This window comes from Aureimonas sp. ME7, assembly GCF_903970965.1.
GTDB lineage: Bacteria > Pseudomonadota > Alphaproteobacteria > Rhizobiales > Rhizobiaceae > Aureimonas.
This window is the reverse complement of the sequence record NZ_CAJCKW010000006.1, coordinates 63,725-82,543: the sequence shown is the minus strand read 5'-3', so window position 1 is coordinate 82,543 and position 18,819 is coordinate 63,725. Positions and strand designations below refer to the sequence as shown.

At 68.0% G+C, this 18,819-nt stretch carries 16 protein-coding genes; 10 read left to right on the top strand and 6 right to left on the bottom strand.

All coding sequences use genetic code 11. The features are described from left to right. Positions 1 to 37 precede the first annotated feature (37 nt). On the top strand, positions 38 to 1,066 hold the full coding sequence (locus tag H7A85_RS12055) for an aldo/keto reductase (RefSeq protein WP_182086194.1): 1,029 nt from the start codon (positions 38 to 40) through the stop codon (positions 1,064 to 1,066). Positions 1,067 to 1,205: 139 nt separating this feature from the next. Next, positions 1,206 to 2,387, top strand: coding sequence for a histidine kinase dimerization/phosphoacceptor domain -containing protein (locus H7A85_RS12050; protein ID WP_182086193.1), 1,182 nt, complete (start codon positions 1,206 to 1,208; stop codon positions 2,385 to 2,387). A gap of 37 nt (positions 2,388 to 2,424) precedes the next feature. Here H7A85_RS12050 and treS read toward each other — a convergent pair whose 3' ends face one another. Both treS and H7A85_RS12040 read right to left on the bottom strand, forming a co-directional pair. Beyond that, positions 2,425 to 4,491, bottom strand: a complete 2,067-nt coding sequence (gene treS / locus H7A85_RS12045; protein WP_182086192.1) for a maltose alpha-D-glucosyltransferase — start codon at positions 4,489 to 4,491, stop codon at positions 2,425 to 2,427. Between the two features lie 89 nt (positions 4,492 to 4,580). Next, positions 4,581 to 5,054 (bottom strand): Lrp/AsnC family transcriptional regulator, encoded by a 474-nt coding sequence (locus H7A85_RS12040; RefSeq protein ID WP_182086191.1) that lies wholly within the window; start codon positions 5,052 to 5,054, stop codon positions 4,581 to 4,583. Between the two features lie 138 nt (positions 5,055 to 5,192). Between H7A85_RS12040 and alr the strand changes: the two genes are divergently transcribed. Then, on the top strand, positions 5,193 to 6,341 hold the full coding sequence (gene alr, locus H7A85_RS12035; protein WP_182086190.1) for an alanine racemase: 1,149 nt from the start codon (positions 5,193 to 5,195) through the stop codon (positions 6,339 to 6,341). After that, on the top strand, positions 6,338 to 7,588 hold the full coding sequence (locus H7A85_RS12030) for a D-amino acid dehydrogenase (protein ID WP_182086189.1): 1,251 nt from the start codon (positions 6,338 to 6,340) through the stop codon (positions 7,586 to 7,588). The genes alr and H7A85_RS12030 overlap by 4 nt, the downstream gene beginning before the upstream one ends. A gap of 4 nt (positions 7,589 to 7,592) precedes the next feature. Here H7A85_RS12030 and H7A85_RS12025 read toward each other — a convergent pair whose 3' ends face one another. Then, positions 7,593 to 7,904 (bottom strand): GNAT family N-acetyltransferase, encoded by a 312-nt coding sequence (locus tag H7A85_RS12025; protein WP_182086188.1) that lies wholly within the window; start codon positions 7,902 to 7,904, stop codon positions 7,593 to 7,595. A gap of 228 nt (positions 7,905 to 8,132) precedes the next feature. Between H7A85_RS12025 and H7A85_RS12020 the strand changes: the two genes are divergently transcribed. From H7A85_RS12020 to H7A85_RS12010, 3 genes are all read left to right on the top strand, one after another. Further along, the gene (locus H7A85_RS12020; RefSeq protein WP_182086187.1) at positions 8,133 to 11,288 is read left to right on the top strand and encodes a DNA translocase FtsK; all 3,156 of its coding nucleotides are present in this window, start codon (positions 8,133 to 8,135) and stop codon (positions 11,286 to 11,288) included. Positions 11,289 to 11,499: 211 nt separating this feature from the next. Beyond that, positions 11,500 to 12,141, top strand: coding sequence for an outer membrane lipoprotein carrier protein LolA (locus tag H7A85_RS12015; RefSeq protein ID WP_182086186.1), 642 nt, complete (start codon positions 11,500 to 11,502; stop codon positions 12,139 to 12,141). A gap of 100 nt (positions 12,142 to 12,241) precedes the next feature. Further along, a complete protein-coding gene (locus tag H7A85_RS12010) occupies positions 12,242 to 12,508 on the top strand; it encodes a hypothetical protein (protein ID WP_182086384.1) in 267 nt (88 codons plus the stop codon). A 3-nt stretch (positions 12,509 to 12,511) separates the two neighbouring features. On the opposite strand, the gene H7A85_RS12005 is transcribed toward H7A85_RS12010, so the two are convergent. Continuing rightward, positions 12,512 to 13,393, bottom strand: coding sequence for an alpha/beta hydrolase (locus H7A85_RS12005; RefSeq protein WP_182086185.1), 882 nt, complete (start codon positions 13,391 to 13,393; stop codon positions 12,512 to 12,514). Between the two features lie 116 nt (positions 13,394 to 13,509). Between H7A85_RS12005 and H7A85_RS12000 the strand changes: the two genes are divergently transcribed. Both H7A85_RS12000 and H7A85_RS11995 read left to right on the top strand, forming a co-directional pair. Further along, the gene (locus H7A85_RS12000) at positions 13,510 to 14,313 is read left to right on the top strand and encodes an exodeoxyribonuclease III (protein ID WP_182086184.1); all 804 of its coding nucleotides are present in this window, start codon (positions 13,510 to 13,512) and stop codon (positions 14,311 to 14,313) included. A gap of 190 nt (positions 14,314 to 14,503) precedes the next feature. Then, positions 14,504 to 16,690, top strand: coding sequence for a TonB-dependent siderophore receptor (locus H7A85_RS11995; RefSeq protein WP_182086183.1), 2,187 nt, complete (start codon positions 14,504 to 14,506; stop codon positions 16,688 to 16,690). Between the two features lie 79 nt (positions 16,691 to 16,769). Here H7A85_RS11995 and H7A85_RS11990 read toward each other — a convergent pair whose 3' ends face one another. Together H7A85_RS11990 and H7A85_RS11985 are read right to left on the bottom strand one after the other, a co-directional pair. Further along, positions 16,770 to 17,264 carry a cyclic nucleotide-binding domain-containing protein gene (locus H7A85_RS11990; RefSeq protein WP_182086182.1) on the bottom strand — a complete coding sequence of 165 codons (495 nt, stop codon included), beginning with the start codon at positions 17,262 to 17,264 and terminating at the stop codon, positions 16,770 to 16,772. Between the two features lie 173 nt (positions 17,265 to 17,437). After that, the gene (locus H7A85_RS11985; RefSeq protein ID WP_182086181.1) at positions 17,438 to 18,121 is read right to left on the bottom strand and encodes a response regulator transcription factor; all 684 of its coding nucleotides are present in this window, start codon (positions 18,119 to 18,121) and stop codon (positions 17,438 to 17,440) included. A gap of 184 nt (positions 18,122 to 18,305) precedes the next feature. On the opposite strand from H7A85_RS11985, the gene H7A85_RS11980 reads away from it, so the two are divergent. After that, complete coding sequence (locus H7A85_RS11980) at positions 18,306 to 18,764, top strand: L,D-transpeptidase family protein (protein ID WP_244631152.1); 459 nt, start codon at positions 18,306 to 18,308, stop codon at positions 18,762 to 18,764. Positions 18,765 to 18,819: the final 55 nt, after the last annotated feature.

The following is an 18,819-nucleotide window of genomic DNA, read 5'->3' as shown; positions in this document are numbered from 1 at the left end:
CCTGTCGGCGGGCGCCCAAGCGCCGGGAGGGGAACGGATGAAGGTTTCGGACAAGCGTCGCCTGAAGCGGGCGGGGATCGAGCTGACGGCGCTCGGGATGGGCACCGCGCCGCTCGGCGGCCTCTATGCGCCCGTGGCGCTTGCCGACGCGCAGGACGCGCTGCGCGCCGCCTGGGATGCCGGCATTCGCCATTTCGACACCGCGCCGATGTACGGCCTCGGCCGCTGCGAACACCTGACGGGCGCGCTCCTGCGCGAGAAGGACCCGCAGGGCTTCACCGTTTCCACTAAGGTCGGGCGCCTGATGAGCTTCGAGCGGCCGGGCCGCACGCTGCCGCCCGAACCGCCCAAGAACGAGTTCGATTCGGGCTGGCACAATGGCCTCTCGTTCCGCGAGGTCTTCGACTATTCATACGACGCGATCCTTCGCTCCTACGACGACTCGCGTCAGCGCACCGGATTGTCGAAGCTCGACATCCTCTTCGTCCACGATATCGGCCGCGTCACGCACGGCGATCTGCATGAGCACCATTGGAACGCTCTGACGCGGGGCGGGGGTTTTCGTGCTTTGCAGGAGCTGAAGGCGGCCGGCCTGATCGCCGGCTTCGGGCTCGGCGTCAACGAAACCCAGGTCATCGTCGACGCGCTCGGCGAGACGGATCTCGACGTCTGCCTCCTCGCCGGCCGCTACACGCTGCTCGACGGGGGCGCGGCCGAAAGCTTCCTGCCGCTGGCGCTAGAGCGCGAAGTGGCACTCGTCATCGGAGGCGTCTTCAACTCCGGCATCCTGGCCTCCGCCTCCGGGCGCCGGAAATACAACTATGTCGATGCGCCGGCCGAGATCGTCGAGAAGGCCGAGAAGCTGGAAGCGGTGTGCGCCGCGCATGGTGTTCCGCTGCCGGCGGCGGCCATCCAGTTTCCTTATCGCCATCCCGCGACCGCCAACGTGGTGATCGGCGCCAAGACCGCCGCGCAGGTCCGCCAGAACGTCGAATGGTTCGAGCAGGACATTCCCGAGGCGCTTTGGGGCGATCTCGAAGCACAAGGGCTGATCGCACCGGTCTGACGCCTTCGCGGATGTCCTGTCCCGCAAAATCGCCGGGACAGGAATGCGCCAGGGGCGATTCCGGTTTGCGTTCCGATGGTTTAGGAGCGCTGAGCGGTGCGCGGGGTGTCGAGGCGCCGGGAGGAACCGAAGGACCATCATGGAGATCGAGCACGCGACGCGTGTCCCCCGGCGGGACGAGTTGGCCTATCGCCTGAAGCAGCAGAAGCTTCTGGCCGAGTTCGGGCGGCGCACCTTCCAAGCCGGCGACATCATCTCGCTCCTTCAGGGGGCGACGGAGCTATGCGCGCGCGGTCTGGAAGCGCCCTACTGCAAGATCCTGGAATACCGGGCCGAGACCGACGACCTCCTGATGCGCGGCGGCTGGGGCTGGGGTCCGGGCGAGGTGGGCGTGGCGACGCTCGGCGCCGATCTCGAATCGCCGGCCGGCTTCGCCTTCCACACCGGCGAGGCCGTCCTGTCCAACCATCTGGAGGACGAAACGCGCTTTCGCACGCCCAAGCTCCTCGCGGACTACGGCGTGCGTCGCGCCGTGAACGTCCTCATCGACCGGGGCGGGCGAAAGCAGAAGGCCTATGGCGTTCTCGAGGTGGACAGTCCCGATCCCGGCGACTTCGACGCCTCGGACGTCGACTTCCTGTCGGGCTGCGCGCGCATCCTCGGCGCCGCGATCGAGCGGATGGAATCCGATCGCCACCTGAAGGAGGCGCTGGAAACTCAAGGCATGCTGACGCGCGAGATGAACCACCGCGTCAAGAACAGCCTCGGCGTCGTCGGCGGCCTCCTTCGCGTCAACGCCAACGTCGTCACCGACCCGAAGGCCAAGGCCGCGCTGGTGGACGCCGAAGCGCGCATCATGACCATCGCGCGTGTCCACGACCATCTGTGGAAGGGCGCGAGCGTCACCGAGGTCGACCTGTCGCCGTTTCTGGACGATCTGTGCTCGCAGCTCGGCTTCGCCACCGCCGGGCTCGAGATCCAGTGCCGGGCGGACCATGTCGTGGTGAGCGCCGACAAGGCGATCCCCGTCGGGCTGATCGTCAACGAGCTCGTCACCAACGCCGTGAAATACGCCTATGACGAGGGCGAGCCCGGCGAGATCCAGGTGAGCCTCTGGAAGGACGGCGGCAAGGCGCTGGTGCGCGTGCGCGACGGCGGGCACGGCCTGCCGGCGAGCTTCGACCTCGAAGCCTCGCGCAAGAGCTTCGGCATCCGCGTCATCCTCAGCCTCGTGCGTCAGCTCGAGGCCGAGCTGACGATCGAGAGCGTCGCCAAGGGCGCCTCGTTTCTTCTGAGCTTCGACCCGATCACCGAGTCCTGACGGGACAAGGGCGAGAAGCCCTTGTCCCCCGTTCGTCTCAGAGAACCGGCAGCGCGCCGACGATGCGCAAGGACAAGCCTTCCCACGGGTCGAGAACGATGCGCAGCTCGCCGTTTTCGGTGAGATCGCCTTCCACCGTTTCGGCGATCATGTCGACCACCGGGCCGGGGCGGACATTGGGCAGGATCACCACCTCGTCCACCGGCTCGCGGCCGAAGTTCAGCGCCGTCACCTGCGTGCCGCGCCCGTCGGGCAGCTCGTGCACCATCAGGAGAAGGCCGGGCGTCGTGACGTCCGGGATCAGCACCTGTCGGCTGGCGGCGATGGCATAGGCCTCGCGCACCGCCAGAAGCTTCTTCAGCTGCGAGGCGAAGGAGGCGGGGTTCTCCAGCTGCTCGTTCAACGGTCCGTAGAGCGCGCGGGCACGCGGCATGCCGTCCGCCGAAAGCGGGGCCTCGGGATTGACCCCGATGAGATCGTAGGCCCCGCGCTCGATCCAGCGCGTGTCGCCGTCGCCCATGTGGCTGGCGACCGCTTCCGGGGCGAGCGGCAGGGCGCCGACGAGATCCCAGCCCGACAGGGCGAAGATGCCCGGCTGGAAGGCGTTGTACATGGCCATCAGGAGATGGCCGCGCTGGATCTCGCCGACCTGTTCGTCGGTGATCTCGGACAGGTCGGTGATCCCGAGAGCTGCTGTGACGACGCTGGTCGAGGTGCAGGCGATGCCGTTGGTGACGAAGCGCAGGTTGTAGGGCGCGTTGGTGCCCGACAGCTTCTCGTACATCGTCTCGCGGATATGGGTGCGCAGCGTGCGGCCCTGCCAGGTCTGGCCGCCGAACGTGTAGATGTCCTCGGCATGCAGGGTCCAGAAGTGGACGAGCTCGGTGGTCAACTCGTCGTGGTTCTGCATGGCGTGGATCAGCGAGGCCGGGTCGATCTCGTACTCGTGCACCATGCGCAGCATCAGGCGCAGGAACTCGGTGTCGCCGGTGAGGAGTGCGTGCTGGTAGGCCGGCCGCGTGATGAAGTCGTAGGAAAGATCCGCCCCGCCCTTCGACATCTGGGCGATGTCGTCGACGGTCAGGTTCAGCTCCTGGAACGAGAAGCCCCCCGCCTTTCGCACCATGCCGGCCAGAAGCGCGTTGCCGGTGACCGACAGCGGATGGCTTTCCGACCAGGCCGGACCATCGAGGCGCTTCTCGACGCCGAGGAACCCGTTGGCGTCGAGCCGCAGGCCGCGCGCGCCCATCTGGTCGATCGAATGGAGCGCGTCGCCGATGATCATCTGCTGGGCGGCAAACGACGGATCGAGCCAGTTGAGGCTCGGCTGGCCTTCCTTGAAGTAATGGAGATAGACCCAGCGCCGCGTCGCCCCGTCGACGCCCTCGACGGGACCCGTCGCGCTCCAGTCGGTTTCCTTGACGCCCGGCTCGAAGAAGATGACGCGCTGCAGCTGGCCGACGATGTAGCCCTTGTCGCGAAGCGCATCGACGGTCGCGGGCGACAGGTTCACCGCGTCGCGCCCCTCCGGCACGTCGGGCAGGAGCGCCCAGTCCTCTTCGGGGATCGCCACCATATGGTAGAGGCCGGGGTAGGTCGTGTGGTTCATCTCGGCGAGACGGAAGTCGACGCCTTTGCCGGTATGGGCGGGGATGACGTCGTCGATGACGACGGCGTTGTGGGCGGCGGCCATGCGGCTGATCGCGACGAACTCCTCGGCCGTGCCGAAGGAGGGGTCGATGTCGAAGCTGATGCGATCGAAATTGCCGTCGATCGTCGGCGTGAAGGTCCCCTCGCGCCAGCCGCCGGCGCGCTTGGTCGGCCCGGTGTGAATGCCGCGCACGCCGATGGAAGACAGGGCCGACCAGAGGTTCTGGTCGCCCAGCGTCTTCAGAACGCTTTCGCCGTCCCGTGTCACGATGGAGGCGGGATAGGCGGTGAACCAGACGGGCGCGACGGCGGACGCGATGCGCGGGCGCGTTTCGGCATAGGGCCGCTGCCAGAACCGGCCTTGCCCGCCATAGGCGGCGGCGAACTTGCGCGCCTGGTGCAGCATCGAGGTTTCGACCATGTGGTCGACGGTGTCGCCTTGCGGTGCGCTCATGAAAGGATCGGCCCTCTTGGATCTATCGTCGGGGGAACGCCGCGCGGGGCTCCCTCCAACCCGCCCATCTAAGGCGCGGATCGCGTCCGTCACGGGCGAGGGGGCGTCATCGGGCGGGCGTGGGAGGTTTCCGACAGGACGCGCCGGATCGCGAAGGACGAGTTGATGCGCGACACCGCGGGCAGGCGCGACAGGATCTCCTTGTGGATGCGCTCGTAGTCGCCCGCACCCTCCGCCTCGACGCGCAGGAGATAGTCCTCCGCCCCGGTCATCAGATAGCATTCGCGGATCTCGGGATGCTTCAGGACCTCCGCCTCGAAGCGGTTGAGGACGTCCTCGGTCTGCCGTTCCAGCGTGATGCGCACGATCACGACATGCGCGTCCTCGCCCCCGGTTCCCGCGACGATTGCCGTGTAGCCGCGGATCGCGCCCGTTTCCTCCAGGATCTGTACTCGCCGGAGGCAGGCGGAGGGGGACAGGCCGACTTCGGCGGCGAGCGCCACGTTGGTGATGCGCGCGTTGCGCCGAAGGGCGCGGATCAGGGCTCGGTCGATGCGGTCCATGGTGGTGGGAGATTGCGTCCGTTCGCGCGATGTTTTGTCAGATGCTGAAATCTACCATATCGTTCGAAAGATCGGCATCCTGTTCGACGATCCTTCGATCAAGATCGAGGGGTTTTCGCAGCATCGAGGTTTCCCGCGATGAACGCCAGCCTCACGCCCCCACTCAGGCCCGCCGGTGCCCTTGCCGGGTCGGCCGGCCTTCTGACGGTGGATCTGGGCGCACTCGCGCGAAACTACGAGGCGCTGCGGGCGCGGGCCGGGGGGGCGAGCGTGGCCGGCGTCGTCAAGGCGGATGCCTACGGGCTCGGGGCCGAGCGCGTGGCGCGCCGGCTGTTCGAGGCGGGCTGCCGCACCTTCTTCGTCGCTCACCTGTGCGAGGCGCTCGCCTTGCGCCCGGTTCTGGACGCGCAAGCGGAACTCTTCGTCCTCAACGGGCTTGCGCCGGGCGACGAACGCTTGTGCGCCGAGAACGCGATCCTCCCGGTCCTCAACTCGCTGCCCCAGGTCGAGGCTTGGGCGGCGCTCGGCCGGCAGTCGAGCCGCGCCTTGCCGGCGGCGATCCAGGTCGATTCCGGCATGTCGCGCCTCGGACTTTCGCCTGGCGAGGTCGAGGCGCTGCGGGCCGATCCCTCGCGTCTTTCCGGTGTCGAAACCGTTCTGGTGATGAGCCATCTCGCCTGCGCCGACGAGCCGGCGCACCCGGCCAACCGGCAGCAGCTCGAAGCCTTCCGAAGCCTGTCGGCGCTTCTGCCCGAGGCGCGGCGCTCGCTCGCCAATTCCGCCGGCATCTTTCTCGGGGCCGATTTCCGCTTCGACCTCGTGCGGCCCGGCATCGCGGTTTATGGCGGCGCGCCGGTCGGGGGCGTGCCCAACCCGATGGAGCCCGTCGTGCGTCTTCGGGCGCGCGTCGTGCAACTCCGCGAAGTGAAAGCAGGAGCGGGCATCGGCTACGGGTTCTCGCGCGTGGCGGACGGGCCGATGCGCTTGGCGACGCTGTCGGTCGGCTATGCCGACGGCTGGCTGCGTTCGGCCGGCAACCGAGGCGTCGCCGCCTTCCGTGGGCACCAGCTGCCGATCGCAGGACGCGTGTCGATGGATTCGATCATCGTGGACGCGGGCGATGCGCCGCTGGAGGCCGGCGACCTCGTCGACCTGATCGGGCCGGACGCCTCGCTCGACGCGGCGGCCGCCGCCGCCGGCACCATCTCCTACGAGATCCTCACATCGCTTGGGCACCGCTTCGAGCGCCGCTTCATCGACACTGCCGAACAAGGAGAACGGGCATGAAGGTTCTGGTTCTTGGCGGCGGCATCATCGGCGTCACCTCCGCTTGGTATCTGGCAAAGGCCGGGCACGAGGTCGTGGTGGTGGACCGGCAGGCGGGGCCGGCGCTCGAAACGAGCTTCGCCAATGCCGGCGAGGTGTCGTTCGGCTACTGCTCCCCCTGGGCCGCCCCCGGCATCCCGATGAAGGCGATCAAGTGGCTGATGATGGAGCACGCGCCCCTCATCCTGCGTCCCAAGCTCGACCGGGCCATGCTGAGCTGGCTCACCCGCATGCTCGCCAACTGCAACGCGAAATCCTATGCGGTGAACAAGAGCCGCATGCTGCGCCTGTCGGACTACAGCCGCATCTCGCTCGCCGAGCTTCGGCGCGAAACCAACATCGCCTACGACCAGCGGATGCAGGGCACGCTGCAACTGTTCCGCACTGAGGCGCAGCTCGACGCCTCGGCCAAGGACGTCAAGGCGCTGGCCGCCGACGGCATTCCCTATGAGGTGCTGGACCCGGCCGGCTGCATACGCGCCGAGCCAGCCCTGGCGCATGCGCGCGACAAAATCGTCGGCGGCCTGCTGACGCCCAAGGACGAGACCGGCGACTGCTTCCAGTTCGCCGGGGCGCTGGCCGGGATCCTGGCGGGGCGCGGCGTGGAGTTCCGCTGGGGCCTCACCGTTCGCCGCATCCTTGAGGAAAACGGACGGGCCGTGGGCGTGGAAACGGATGCCGGCGAAATCCGCGCCGACGCCGTGGTGGTCGCCATGGGCTCCTATTCACCGGAGCTGGTGCGCCCGCACGGGATCGACCTGCCGGTCTACCCGGTGAAGGGCTATTCGCTGACGATCCCGATCGTGGATGCTTCTCGCGCGCCCGAATCCACCGTGATGGACGAGAGCTACAAGATCGCCATCACGCGGCTGGGCACCCGCATCCGCGTCGGCGGCATGGCGGAGATTTCCGGCTTCACCAACGACCGCTCCGAGCGTCGGCGCCGGACGCTGGAGCATTCGGTCACCGACCTGTTTCCCGGCGGCGACCTGAGCCAAGCCAGCTTCTGGTCGGGCCTTCGCCCGATGACGCCGGACGGAACGCCGGTGATCGGGGGAACGAAGCTGAAGGGCCTCTTCCTCAACACAGGTCACGGCACGCTCGGCTGGACGATGAGCACGGGCTCGGGGCGGCTGCTCGCCGATCTCGTGTCGGGCCAGCAGCCCGACATCGACCCGCGCGACCTTGCCGTCGCGCGCTACGGCTGAGAGGTCAGACCCGGCCGAACGGCTTTTCCTCGCGCACCGCCACGTCGGCGTAGCGCTCGGGGTGGCGCGCAAAGAGCGTGCGCACATAGGAGCAGGCCGGCACGACGCTCATGCCCTTTTCGCGCGCATAGGCGACGCCCCGCTCCACCAGCTTTTCGGCGATGCCCTGTCCCCGCAGGTGTTCGGGGACGTAGGTGTGGTCGAAGACCAGCGAGTTCTGGAGGCCGGCCGGCGAATAGGTGAGCTCGGCGCGATCCGACCCTTCGCCATATGCGAAAAGACCACCCCGGCCCCGGTCCTCGTGAACGATGTCCATTGCGCACTCCCTTTCCCAGTGTTCCGCTGAGGCAAGGACGCGGGGGGAGGCGAGCACGTTCCATCAAAGAGGCGAGAGGGCGATCGGCGCCTTCGCCGTCCGCAGGGTTAAAGGCGTCTTAACCCCCTTTCTTTACCTTGATCGGCAACGCGTCGGCGTTTCGGCGCGCGATCGGGGAGCGGGCGGCTCGACACGCCCGACTTCCCGCGAAGGCAGGACGTGAAGGGCATGGCGATGGCATCGATCGAGGCTGAGGGCAGGGAGACGGGCGGACTGGGACGGCCGATGCGGCTGGCCCTTGGTGTCGGGCTCGTGGCGCTGGCCGTTTGGATGGCGCTCGCCTTCGCCACCTGGACTGTGGACGATCCTTCGCTCAGCTATTCCAACGACAATCCGGTCCGCAACATGGCGGGCGCGGGCGGCGCGGTGCTCGCCGATCTCGCCATGCAGTTCTTCGGCCTGTCGGCGGTTCTGATCCCGCTGATCCTCGCCATCCGCGGCGCGCTCGTGGTTCTGGGGCGTCGGGCCGGGCGTAGCGGCCAGCGCGCCTGGATCGCGCTCGCGGGCCTTGGCCTTGCCAGCGCCGCGCTCGGCTCGCTGGAAGCGCCCGCCGGCTGGCCGCTGCCGATCGGCCTCGGCGGCATCGTCGGCGATCTCGTCCTGAAGATTCCAGCGCTCGCCACCGGCGCCTATCCCGCCGGCGTCTGGGGTTTCGTCGCCTGCGCCCTGTTTGCCGCGCCCGCCCTGTGGTGCGTCCTCAACGGCGCCGGCTTCCTCGGCGCGCCGGCCGAGCCCGTGGCCCTGTCCGCCCATAACCACGACGATGCCGACGAGGACGGCGAAGGGCGCTTCCAGCTTCTGGCCGGCGTCGTCGGCCACTGGGCCTATCGCATGCGCTCGGCCGCCGCCCGCGTCGGCCAGTCCGTGCCTGCGCTCGGCCGCCGCGAGGATCCGTTCTCGCACCGCGACTGGGACGGCGACGCGCCGCTGATGCCGGCCGCTCCCCCGGCGCGGCTGAAGGAGCCGCAGGCGCGGCGCGAGGTGCGCGTGGTGCAGCCGCCCGCCTACCAGGAGCCCGAGTTCGAGGCGGAAGAGCCGGCCTACGAGGACGAGCCCTGGGCCGGCGAAGCCTACGCGCCGCAGCCGGCGGTGCCCGCTCGGGGCCCCGCGCCCGCACCGATGCCGCCCGAGCCGGCGTCGCTGGCCCGCCGCACCGTGGACACCAGCCGCGCCACCGTTCGCCACGGCCGCTCCGACTGGAACGGCTCCTATAAGATGTCGCAGCGCGATGCCGCCCTTCGCGCGAGCGGCGCGCGCGCCGAGCCCTCCTTCGGCGACGAAGGGGAGGGCGAGGAGGAGATGTTCGAGACCGGCGCTCCGGAGGATCGCGGCACGCTCGGCTACGACGACATCCACCGCGCGCCCGCCCACGAGCCGGCCTACGAGGACGACGACGCGCCCTTCGAGACGCACGAGGCGTCCTATCTCGGCGACGACGGACGGCTGTCGCTCGAAGAGCGCATCGCGATGGAGGAAGAGGACGAGGGCCACCTCGACGCCCCCGAGCGTGCCACACAGGCGCCGGAGACGGAGGAAACCGGCGGCTGGCGCGACTTCATCGCCAACAACATCGTCGCCTTTCCCGGCCTGAAGCGCGCGCCCAAGCCCGACGCCGAGCTGCCGCGTCCCGCCGCGCCCGCGGCCCGCGCGCCCCAGCCCCCGGCGCCCCAGGCTCCGGCACCGGCCCCGCGCGGCCCGATGTTCGAGCGCCCGGCGCGCGTCGTGCCCCAGGCCGTCTCGGACGCGCAGTCGCGCCAGTCCTCGCGCGCCCGCCTCGCCGAACTCGGCCATCCCGAGCTTTCGGTGCAGTTCGAGCTGCCGCCGATCGAGCTTCTCTCACCGCCCAAGCCCCGCAACCGCGATAACACGCTGACCCCTGAGATCCTCCAGGAGAACGCCCGGCTTCTGGAAGGCGTCCTCGACGACTTCGGCGTCAAGGGCGAGATCATCGAGGTGCGCCCAGGACCCGTCGTCACGCTCTACGAGCTGGAGCCTGCGCCCGGCATCAAGTCGAGCCGCGTCATCGGCCTCGCCGACGACATCGCCCGCTCGATGTCGGCGATCGCCGCGCGCGTCGCCGTGATCCCCGGCAAGAACGCGATCGGCATCGAGCTGCCGAACCAGCGCCGCGAGACCGTCTACTTCCGCGAGATGATCCAGTCCGAGACCTTTGCGGGTGCCAAGGCCAAGCTCGCGCTTGCGCTCGGCAAGACGATCGGCGGCGAGGCGGTGATCGCCGATCTCGCCAAGATGCCCCATCTCCTCGTCGCCGGCACCACGGGTTCGGGTAAATCCGTCTCGATCAACACGATGATCCTGTCGCTCCTCTACCGGATGAGCCCGGCCGAGTGCCGCATGATTATGATCGACCCGAAGATGCTGGAGCTCTCGATCTACGACGGCATCCCGCACCTTCTCGCCCCCGTCGTCACCGATCCGAAGAAGGCGGTCGTCGCCCTGAAATGGACGGTGCGCGAGATGGAGGATCGCTATCGCAAGATGTCGAAGGTCGGCGTTCGCAACATCGACGGCTTCAATGCGCGCGTGTCCTCGGCCATCGAGCGCGGCGAGACGATCTCGCGCACGGTGCAGACCGGCTTCGACCGCGAGACCGGCGAGCCGATCTTCGAATCCGAGGAGTTCGACCTCCAGCCCCTGCCCTACATCGTCGTCATCATCGACGAGATGGCCGACCTGATGATGGTGGCCGGCAAGGACATCGAAGGCACGGTCCAGCGCTTGGCCCAGATGGCGCGCGCCGCCGGCATCCACGTGATCATGGCGACGCAGCGCCCCTCGGTCGACGTCATCACCGGCACGATCAAGGCGAACTTCCCGACCCGCATCTCCTTCCAGGTCACCTCCAAGATCGACAGCCGCACCATCCTGCAGGAACAGGGCGCCGAGCAACTTCTGGGCATGGGCGACATGCTGTTCATGGCCGGCGGCGGGCGCATCCAGCGCGTCCACGGGCCGTTCGTGGACGACGCCGAGGTCGAGGAGGTGGTGAAGCACCTCAAAGCCCAAGGCACGCCCGAATATCTCGACGCGATCCTGGAGGACGAGGACGAGGACGGCGGTCCGGCCAGTGGCGGCTCGGGCGCTGGCGGCGGCGGCGGCGAGGAAGCGGCCGACCTCTACGACCAGGCGGTGGCGATCGTCCTTCGCGACGGCAAGGCGTCGACCTCCTATGTCCAGCGTCGTCTCCAGATCGGCTACAACCGCGCCGCCTCGATCATCGAGCGCATGGAGCGCGAGGGGATCGTGGGTGCGGCCAACCACGCGGGAAAACGCGAAATCCTGGTGCCGACCGACAACGCCTGAACTCGCACCGATCGGACGCAAAGGAACAGGGCGGCGGTTTGCGGGAACGCAGGCGCCGCCCCATCTGTTGGAAACGACGAACCCTTGAGCTTCGCGATGCCGAGGCCGCCGCAATCCCGCCGAAGCCGTCTGGGATGTTGGCTGGGGACACGAAACGACCCGTCGGCGCGACGTCGCCGGCGATGCACGAGAAACAAAGGACGATCGCCCGATGAACACGAGACGCCAGACCCCTTCGCGTGTGCGCACCCTTCTCGGCGCCGGGATGCTGGCGCTCGGGCTCGCGGCCGGTACGATTCCGGCGGCCGCGCAAGGGGTGGCCGCCGCGCAGCGCGTTGCCGACCACTTCTCCGGCGTGAAGTCGATGAAGGGCTCCTTCGTCCAGTTCGACGCGGCCGGCAACCAGACCGAGGGCACGTTCTATCTCGAGCGGCCGGGCAAGATCCGCTTCGACTATTCCGGCTCGCCGGTGCGCGTCATCGCGGATGGCTCACAGGTCGCGGTCAACAACCGCAAGCTCAACACCTGGGATCTCTATCCCCTGTCCAAGACGCCGCTGAAGCTTCTTCTCGACCAGCGCATCGACTTGTCGGCCGCCAACATCCAGAGCGTCAAGGAAGGGCCCGACCTCACCACGATCGTGATGGGCGACAAGTCGGTCTTCGGCAATTCGCGCATCACCATGATGTTCGACCCCTCGACGCTGGACCTGCGCCAATGGACGATCCGCGACGCGCAGGGCAAGGACACGACCGTGATGGTCTACAACGTCCAGGAGGGCGCGTCGGTCAACAACGACCTGTTCTCCATCCCCTATGCCAACATTCGCGGCGGCCAGACCGGCAACCGCTGAGGCGACAAAAGGACCGGGCGCGGAACCGGCGGGTGGAATCGAAGATTGTCGGATGACGGCGGCGATAGTCTGCCGCCGTCATCGATCCCGGACCGCCGCCATGCTCGTCAGACGCTTCTGCCTGCCCGTTCTCCTCGCCACCCTCGCCCTGTCCGGCTGCACCACGATCAGCCCGCAGGAGCTTCGAACCCGCGACGAGGCGACGTGCCGGAACTACGGCTTCCGAAAGGGAACCGACGCCTTCGCCGCCTGTCTCCAGCGCATCGACCTCGACCGCAACGAGACGCGCCGCGCTCGCCTCTACGCCGATCCCGCCTGGAACGGCGGCATCGGCGTCGGTGTCGGCTACGGGCGCTACGCCTGGTAGGCGTCAGCGCGCGAAGAAGCGCTTGAGAGCGGCCAGCGTTTCCTCCGGCGCTTCCTCGACCAGGAAGTGCCCGCCTTCGATCTCCTCGCCGGAAACGTCCGACGCGTAGCGCCGCCAGATGTCGAGGACGTCGCCGTGGCTGGCGGGCGTACCCTTGGAGCCCCAAAGAACCAGGACCGGGCATTCGATGCGCCGGCCGGCGTCCCGGTCCTCCTCGTCGTGGCGCCGGTCGATCGTCGCCCCGGCGCGGTAGTCCTCGCAGGCGCCGTGGACGGCCGGAAGGCGCGAGAAGGATCGGCGATATTCGGCCAGCGCTTCGGAAGCAAAGGGCGCCATCGACTGGTTCGCCGTCCAGCTCGCCAGCGTGTGGTCGAGATAGAACACCGGATCGGCCCCGATCAGGCGCTCGGGCATCGGGTTCGGCTGGGCCAGGAACTGCCAGTGATAGGAGGACAGCGCCTCGGCCGCGCCCATCCGCTCCCACATCTCCACCGTCGGCACGATGTCGAGCAGCGCCACGCGTTCCACCACGTCCGGGTGGTCGAACGCCAGCCGGTAGGCGACGCGTCCGCCCCGGTCGTGGCCGGAAAGCGCGAACCGCTCATGGCCGAGCGCCTTCATCACGGCCACCATGTCGGCGGCCATGACGCGCTTGGCATAGGCTTCGCCACCTTTGGATTCGGGCGCCGAGGACTGGCCGTAGCCGCGAAGGTCGGGAACCACGACCTGGAACTCCTCGGCCAAACGCGCGGCCAACCCGGCCCACATCGCTCCGGTCTGCGGATAGCCGTGGAGAAGCAGGAGCGGCGGACCCGAGCCCTTGATCCGGCAGAAGATCTCGGCCCCTTCGCCAGCGACGACGCGCGTTTCGAAACCGTCGAACATGGCCCATTCCCTCCGTGACCCCTCGGATGCCCGGCAGCAACGCGCCGGCTCCGCTTCCGTTGCCTCGGCGCGCGTGCTGTAAGGGGAAACCGGACCTCGACGGAATCGACACGCGCATGCCCTTCACGCTCGCCACCTGGAACATCAACTCGGTGCGTCTGCGCCTGCCGATCGTGGAGGATTTTCTCAAAGGGCATGCGCCGGACGTCCTGTGCCTTCAGGAAACCAAGTGTCCGAACGAGCTCTTCCCCGAAGAGGCGTTCCGCGCGCTCGGATACGAGCACATCGCGCTGCACGGCCAAAAGGGCTACCACGGCGTGGCGACCCTTTCGCGCCACCCGTTCGCCGATCTCGTGCGCCAGGACTTCTGCTCGATCGGCGACGCGCGTCATCTGTCGGTGCGCCTTCTCGTCGGCGAGCGGCAGATCCGCGTCCATAATCTCTATGTGCCGGCGGGCGGCGACGAGCCGGATCCGGAGATCAATCCGAAGTTCCGCCACAAGCTCGACTTCTTGGAGGAGATGCGCCTGATGCGCGCCGACGCCGAGCCGGGCGTGTCCGCCATTCTCGTCGGCGATCTCAACATCGCGCCCTTCGAGGACGACGTCTGGTCGCACAAGCAGCTTCTCAAGATCGTCTCGCACACGCCGGTCGAGACGGACGGCATGAAGCGCGTCATCGCGGAAGGAAACTGGACCGATCTCGTGCGCCAGCACATCCCACTGCCGCAGAAGCTCTACACCTGGTGGAGCTACCGGGCGAAGGACTGGGACGGGGCGGACAAGGGACGCCGCCTCGACCACGTCTGGAGCTCGGCCGACCTCGCCCCGGCGTTGACGGGTGCGCGCGTCCTGCGCGAAGCGCGCGGCTGGGAGCGCCCGTCGGACCACGTGCCGGTTATGGTGACGCTGGACATCTGACCTCGCGAGCTTTCCTGGAACGGTTCGAAATTCTGTAGCCGGCTTGCATCAGGTCGGCGCAAAGACTTCGCGCCGCGAACAACGCCGGGGTTCACGAACCGTCGAATTATTGACTCATAAAGTCATGTTTCCGTACCCCTGCGACGAGTAGCCGGTGCGAGGGGCACCGGTTCCAACCGGTATCTCCGTCATGACTCTCGCCATCGATCCTCGCTTCCGCCGCGCAGCCGGCTGGCTCACGCTCTCCGCCAGCGTTCTGACGCTGGGTCTCACCGGCGCCGCGAGCGCCCAGGACATCCAGCTCGATACCGTGGTCGTCGAGGGCGGGGGCGAGGCGGGACGCACCGACGGATCGCTCAGCGCGCAAGGGGGCGGTGTCGCCGGGGCGTCGGCCGCCGGCTTCGAAACGCAAGGCTACGTCACGCAGACGACGCGCTCGGCCACCAAGACCGACACGCCGCTCGTCAAGGTGCCGCAATCGGTGTCGGTGGTGACGGAGGAACAGCTCGACGACCGCAACCCGCAGACGCTGGCCGAGGCCGTCGGCTATACGCCGGGCGTTCGCATCGGCGCCTACGGACTCGACCCGCGCTTCGACGCCTTCTTCATCCGCGGCCTGCCCGCGACCTATACCGGCATCTTCCGCGACGGGTTGCGCGAGTTCAACAACGGCTTCTCGACCTTCGACATCGAACCCTACGGCCTCGAAGGCCTGTCGATCCTGAAGGGCCCGGCAGCCGGCCTCTACGGCTCGTCGAATGCCGGCGGTATCGTCGATCTTCGCTCCAAGCGCCCGACGCTCGCCGCCGCGCGGGAGGTGGAGGGGCAGATCGGCTCCAACAACCGCTACCAGTTCAACTTCGACGCTTCCGGCCCGCTCGGCAATTCGCAGACGTCGTTCTATCGCCTGACCGGTGTCGCGCGCGACGCCGACACCGACTATCCCTTCGCCTCCGACGACCGCCTGTCGATCGCCCCAGCCTTCACCTGGACGCCGGACGCCGATACCTCGCTGACGGTCCTCGGCGAGCTCCAGCGCTCGCGATCGGGGGGCACCTTCGCCTATGTCAACGACGGTCTGAACGTCACCGACGTCGCGGCCGGCGATCCCTCCTTCAACGCGCTCGACCAGACCCAAGGGCGCCTCGGCTTCGAGCTGGAGCGCCGGCTCGACGAGACCTTCACCTTCCGCCAGAAGGCGCGCCTCCAGAGCCTCGACGTCTACGGCGAATACGCCTATGCGATCGGCGGCCCGGTGAACGGGATCGTGTCTCGCGGCTCGGGCACGGTCGACCAGACGCTGAAGGGCGTCGTGTCCGATACGCAGCTGGAAGCCAAGTTCGAGACCGGGCCCCTGACGCACACGCTGCTCGGCGGCGTCGACGCCTCGCTCGCCGAATACACCAACCTCGAAGGCTACGGCTCGGCGCCCTCGCTCGTCTTCGCCGCCCCGCGCTACGACACGGCGATCGCGACGCCCGCCTATTCGGTGGCCGCGACGCAGGACCAGTCCCAGGTCGGCCTCTACCTGCAGGACGAGATCGGCCTCGACCGCTGGACCCTGACGCTCGGTGGGCGCCACGACTGGGTGTGGACGGATACGGCCTCCGGCGGGCCGAACGAGCTCGTCGACCAGCCGGAGCAGCGCGATTCGGAGTTCTCCGGCCGGGTGGGCCTCAGCTACCTCTTCGACAGCGGCATCGCGCCCTATGTCAGCTATTCCACCGCCTTCACGCCCAACATCGGCACCGACCGGGACGGCAACGCCTTCGTGCCGACCACGGCCGAGCAATACGAGGCCGGCATCAAGTACCAGATCCCCGGCTGGAACACGCTGCTGACGGCCTCCGTCTTCGACATCACGCAGGAAAACGGCGTGTTCTTCGACGTCAACCCGCTCACCGGCACCAACGAGCAGGTTCAGCGCGGCGAATTGCGCTCGCGCGGCTTCGAGTTCGAGGCGACGGCGACGCTGACTGAGGGCCTGAACGCGACGCTCGCCTACGCCTATACCGATCTCGAGATCGTGGAAGGCACGGCGGCGACCACCGGCAACACGCTGTCCTCGACGCCTAAGCACACCGTCTCGCTCTGGGGCGACTACACCGTCCAGTCGGGCGCGGCGCAAGGGCTCGGCTTCGGCGCCGGGCTTCGCTACCTGTCGGCGAGCTTCGGCGACGACGAGAACACGTTCCGCAACGACGCGCGCATCTTCATCGACGCCACGGCGCACTACGACGTGCCTCAGGTCGAGGGTCTGCGCATCCAGGTCAACGCCACCAACCTCTTCGGCGAGGACAGCCAGATCTGCTCGTCCGGCTTCTGCTACAAGGAGCCCGAGCGCAACGTCATCGGTTCGGTGCGCTACAGGTTCTGACCCGCACCCTCCCGGCCGTCCCGGTCGTCCCCGGGGCGGCCGATCCCTTTTCCGGCCGGTGGGCCGGAATGTCGAGCAGTCAGTCCGAGGTGGGGGAGGCGGGTGCCTCCTCGTCTTCGTCGTAGTCGAAGACGAGGGCAAGGGCGTCGATCCCTTCGAGCATCGCTGAGAGTTCGCCGGCGATCCGGGCATGAAGCGCTGCGGCGATGTCGGGATATTCCTGCAGCATGCGCCGGAACAGCGGGCGCGAGATGCGGATGAAGTCGCAGTCGCTGGCCGTCACCGCCGTGGCCGGGCGGCGAATGTCAGCCATAAGAGCCATCTCGCCGAGAAGCGCCCCGCGACCGACGCTGAGAGCCACGTGGCGCGCATCGCCTTCACCCTCGACGAGGTTCACCTCGCCCGACACCACGATGAAGCCGGCATCCGCCCGCGCTTCGGCGCGGAACAGGATCTCGCCCTTGCGCAGGAACCGGTGCTCGGCCCCGAAGGCGAGGAGCCGAAGCTGGTCGCGCGTCAGCCCTTCGAAGAGCGAAACGCCGCCGAGAAGCTCCATGTCGCTTTCCAGGCTCATGCCGACCGACTGATTCCCATTCATGCCTGCGAAGCAGAAGACGCCACGCATTCCGGACATCGCAGGAAACGGAGATCGCGTGAAGTCCTCTTGGAAGGAGATCATGCGCTTGCCCACCGCTTGGGAACATCGGCGTTCCCGCTCGGCAACAGCCGGGGCGGGAACGCCGGGGGTTACGGCATCAGCTTGTAGCCGCCCGATTCGGTGACGATGAGCCGCGCGTTGGAGGGCTCGGGCTCGATCTTCTGGCGAAGGCGATAGACGTGGGTTTCCAGCGTATGGGTGGTGACGCCGGAATTGTAGCCCCAGACCTCTTCCAGAAGCACGTCGCGCGTCACCACGCGGCGGTCGGCCCGGTAGAGGTAGCGGATGATCGCTGTTTCCTTCTCCGTCAGCCGGATCTTGCCGCCCCGATCGTCGAGCAGCACCTTCTGGCTCGGCTTGAAAACGTAAGGTCCGACCTGGAAGGTCGCGTCCTCGGACTGCTCGTGCTGGCGCAGCTGGGCGCGGATGCGCGCGAGCAGGACCGCGAAGCGGAAGGGCTTGGTGACGTAGTCGTTGGCGCCCGCTTCGAGACCGAGGATCGTGTCGGCGTCCGCGTCCTGCGCCGTCAGGATAATGACGGGCGCCTTGAAGCCCCCCTTGCGCAGCGCCTTTACTGCCTCGCGCCCGTCCATGTCGGGCAGGCCCACGTCCATGATGACGAGATCGATGAGGTTGGAGCGCGCCGTCTGGATACCCTTGGTGGCGTTCGCCTCCTGGAGGACCTGAAATTCCTCGTGCAGGGCGAGCTGGTCAACGAGCGTGGTGCGAAGGTCGTCGTCGTCATCGACAATGAGAATGCTACGTACGCTCATGGTTCCAAGGTCCCTTTCGGCGGCGTTGGATGGACAGGGGATCGGCGATCCGATCTTGAAACAATTTGTGAGCGGCATGCGACGTTTTCCAGCCCTTGACGAACGAAAAACCCGAGTTTCGCCTCCCGTCGTCGTTCGGGTGTCGCCGCTCGACCGGCGACGGGGCGTGTTGGGGCTCGGGCCCTTGCGCATTCCCTGCGCGCTGGGGCGAAGCGGCACGACGAGCGTCAAGCGGGAAGGGGACGGGGGAACGCCGATCGGGCCGATGCGGATCGTCTCGGCCTATCTTCGACCCGGCCGTCGGGGCATGTCGCCCGCCTTCGCTCGCCTGCCCGTTCGCCGCACGCGGGCCGACGACGGGTGGTGCGACGCGCCGAACCATCCGGCCTACAATCGCCCGGTTCGCCTGCCGATCGCAGCCAGCGCTGAAGGGATGCTTCGCACCGATGCGCTCTACGACGTCGTCGTCGTTCTCGATTGGAATTTTCGGGCACGCGCACGCGGGCGCGGCAGCGCCATCTTTCTCCATGTGGCCAAGCCCGGATACGCGCCGACGGAGGGCTGCGTCGCCGTTTCCCGCGCCGACATGAACCGCTTGTCGCCGCTCCTTCGAGAGGGCCGGCGCATCGTCGTCGTCAAGTGAAGTCGCGGGTGCGAGATAAGCGCGCACGACCGGGAACCAGTTCGCCGGGGCCGGG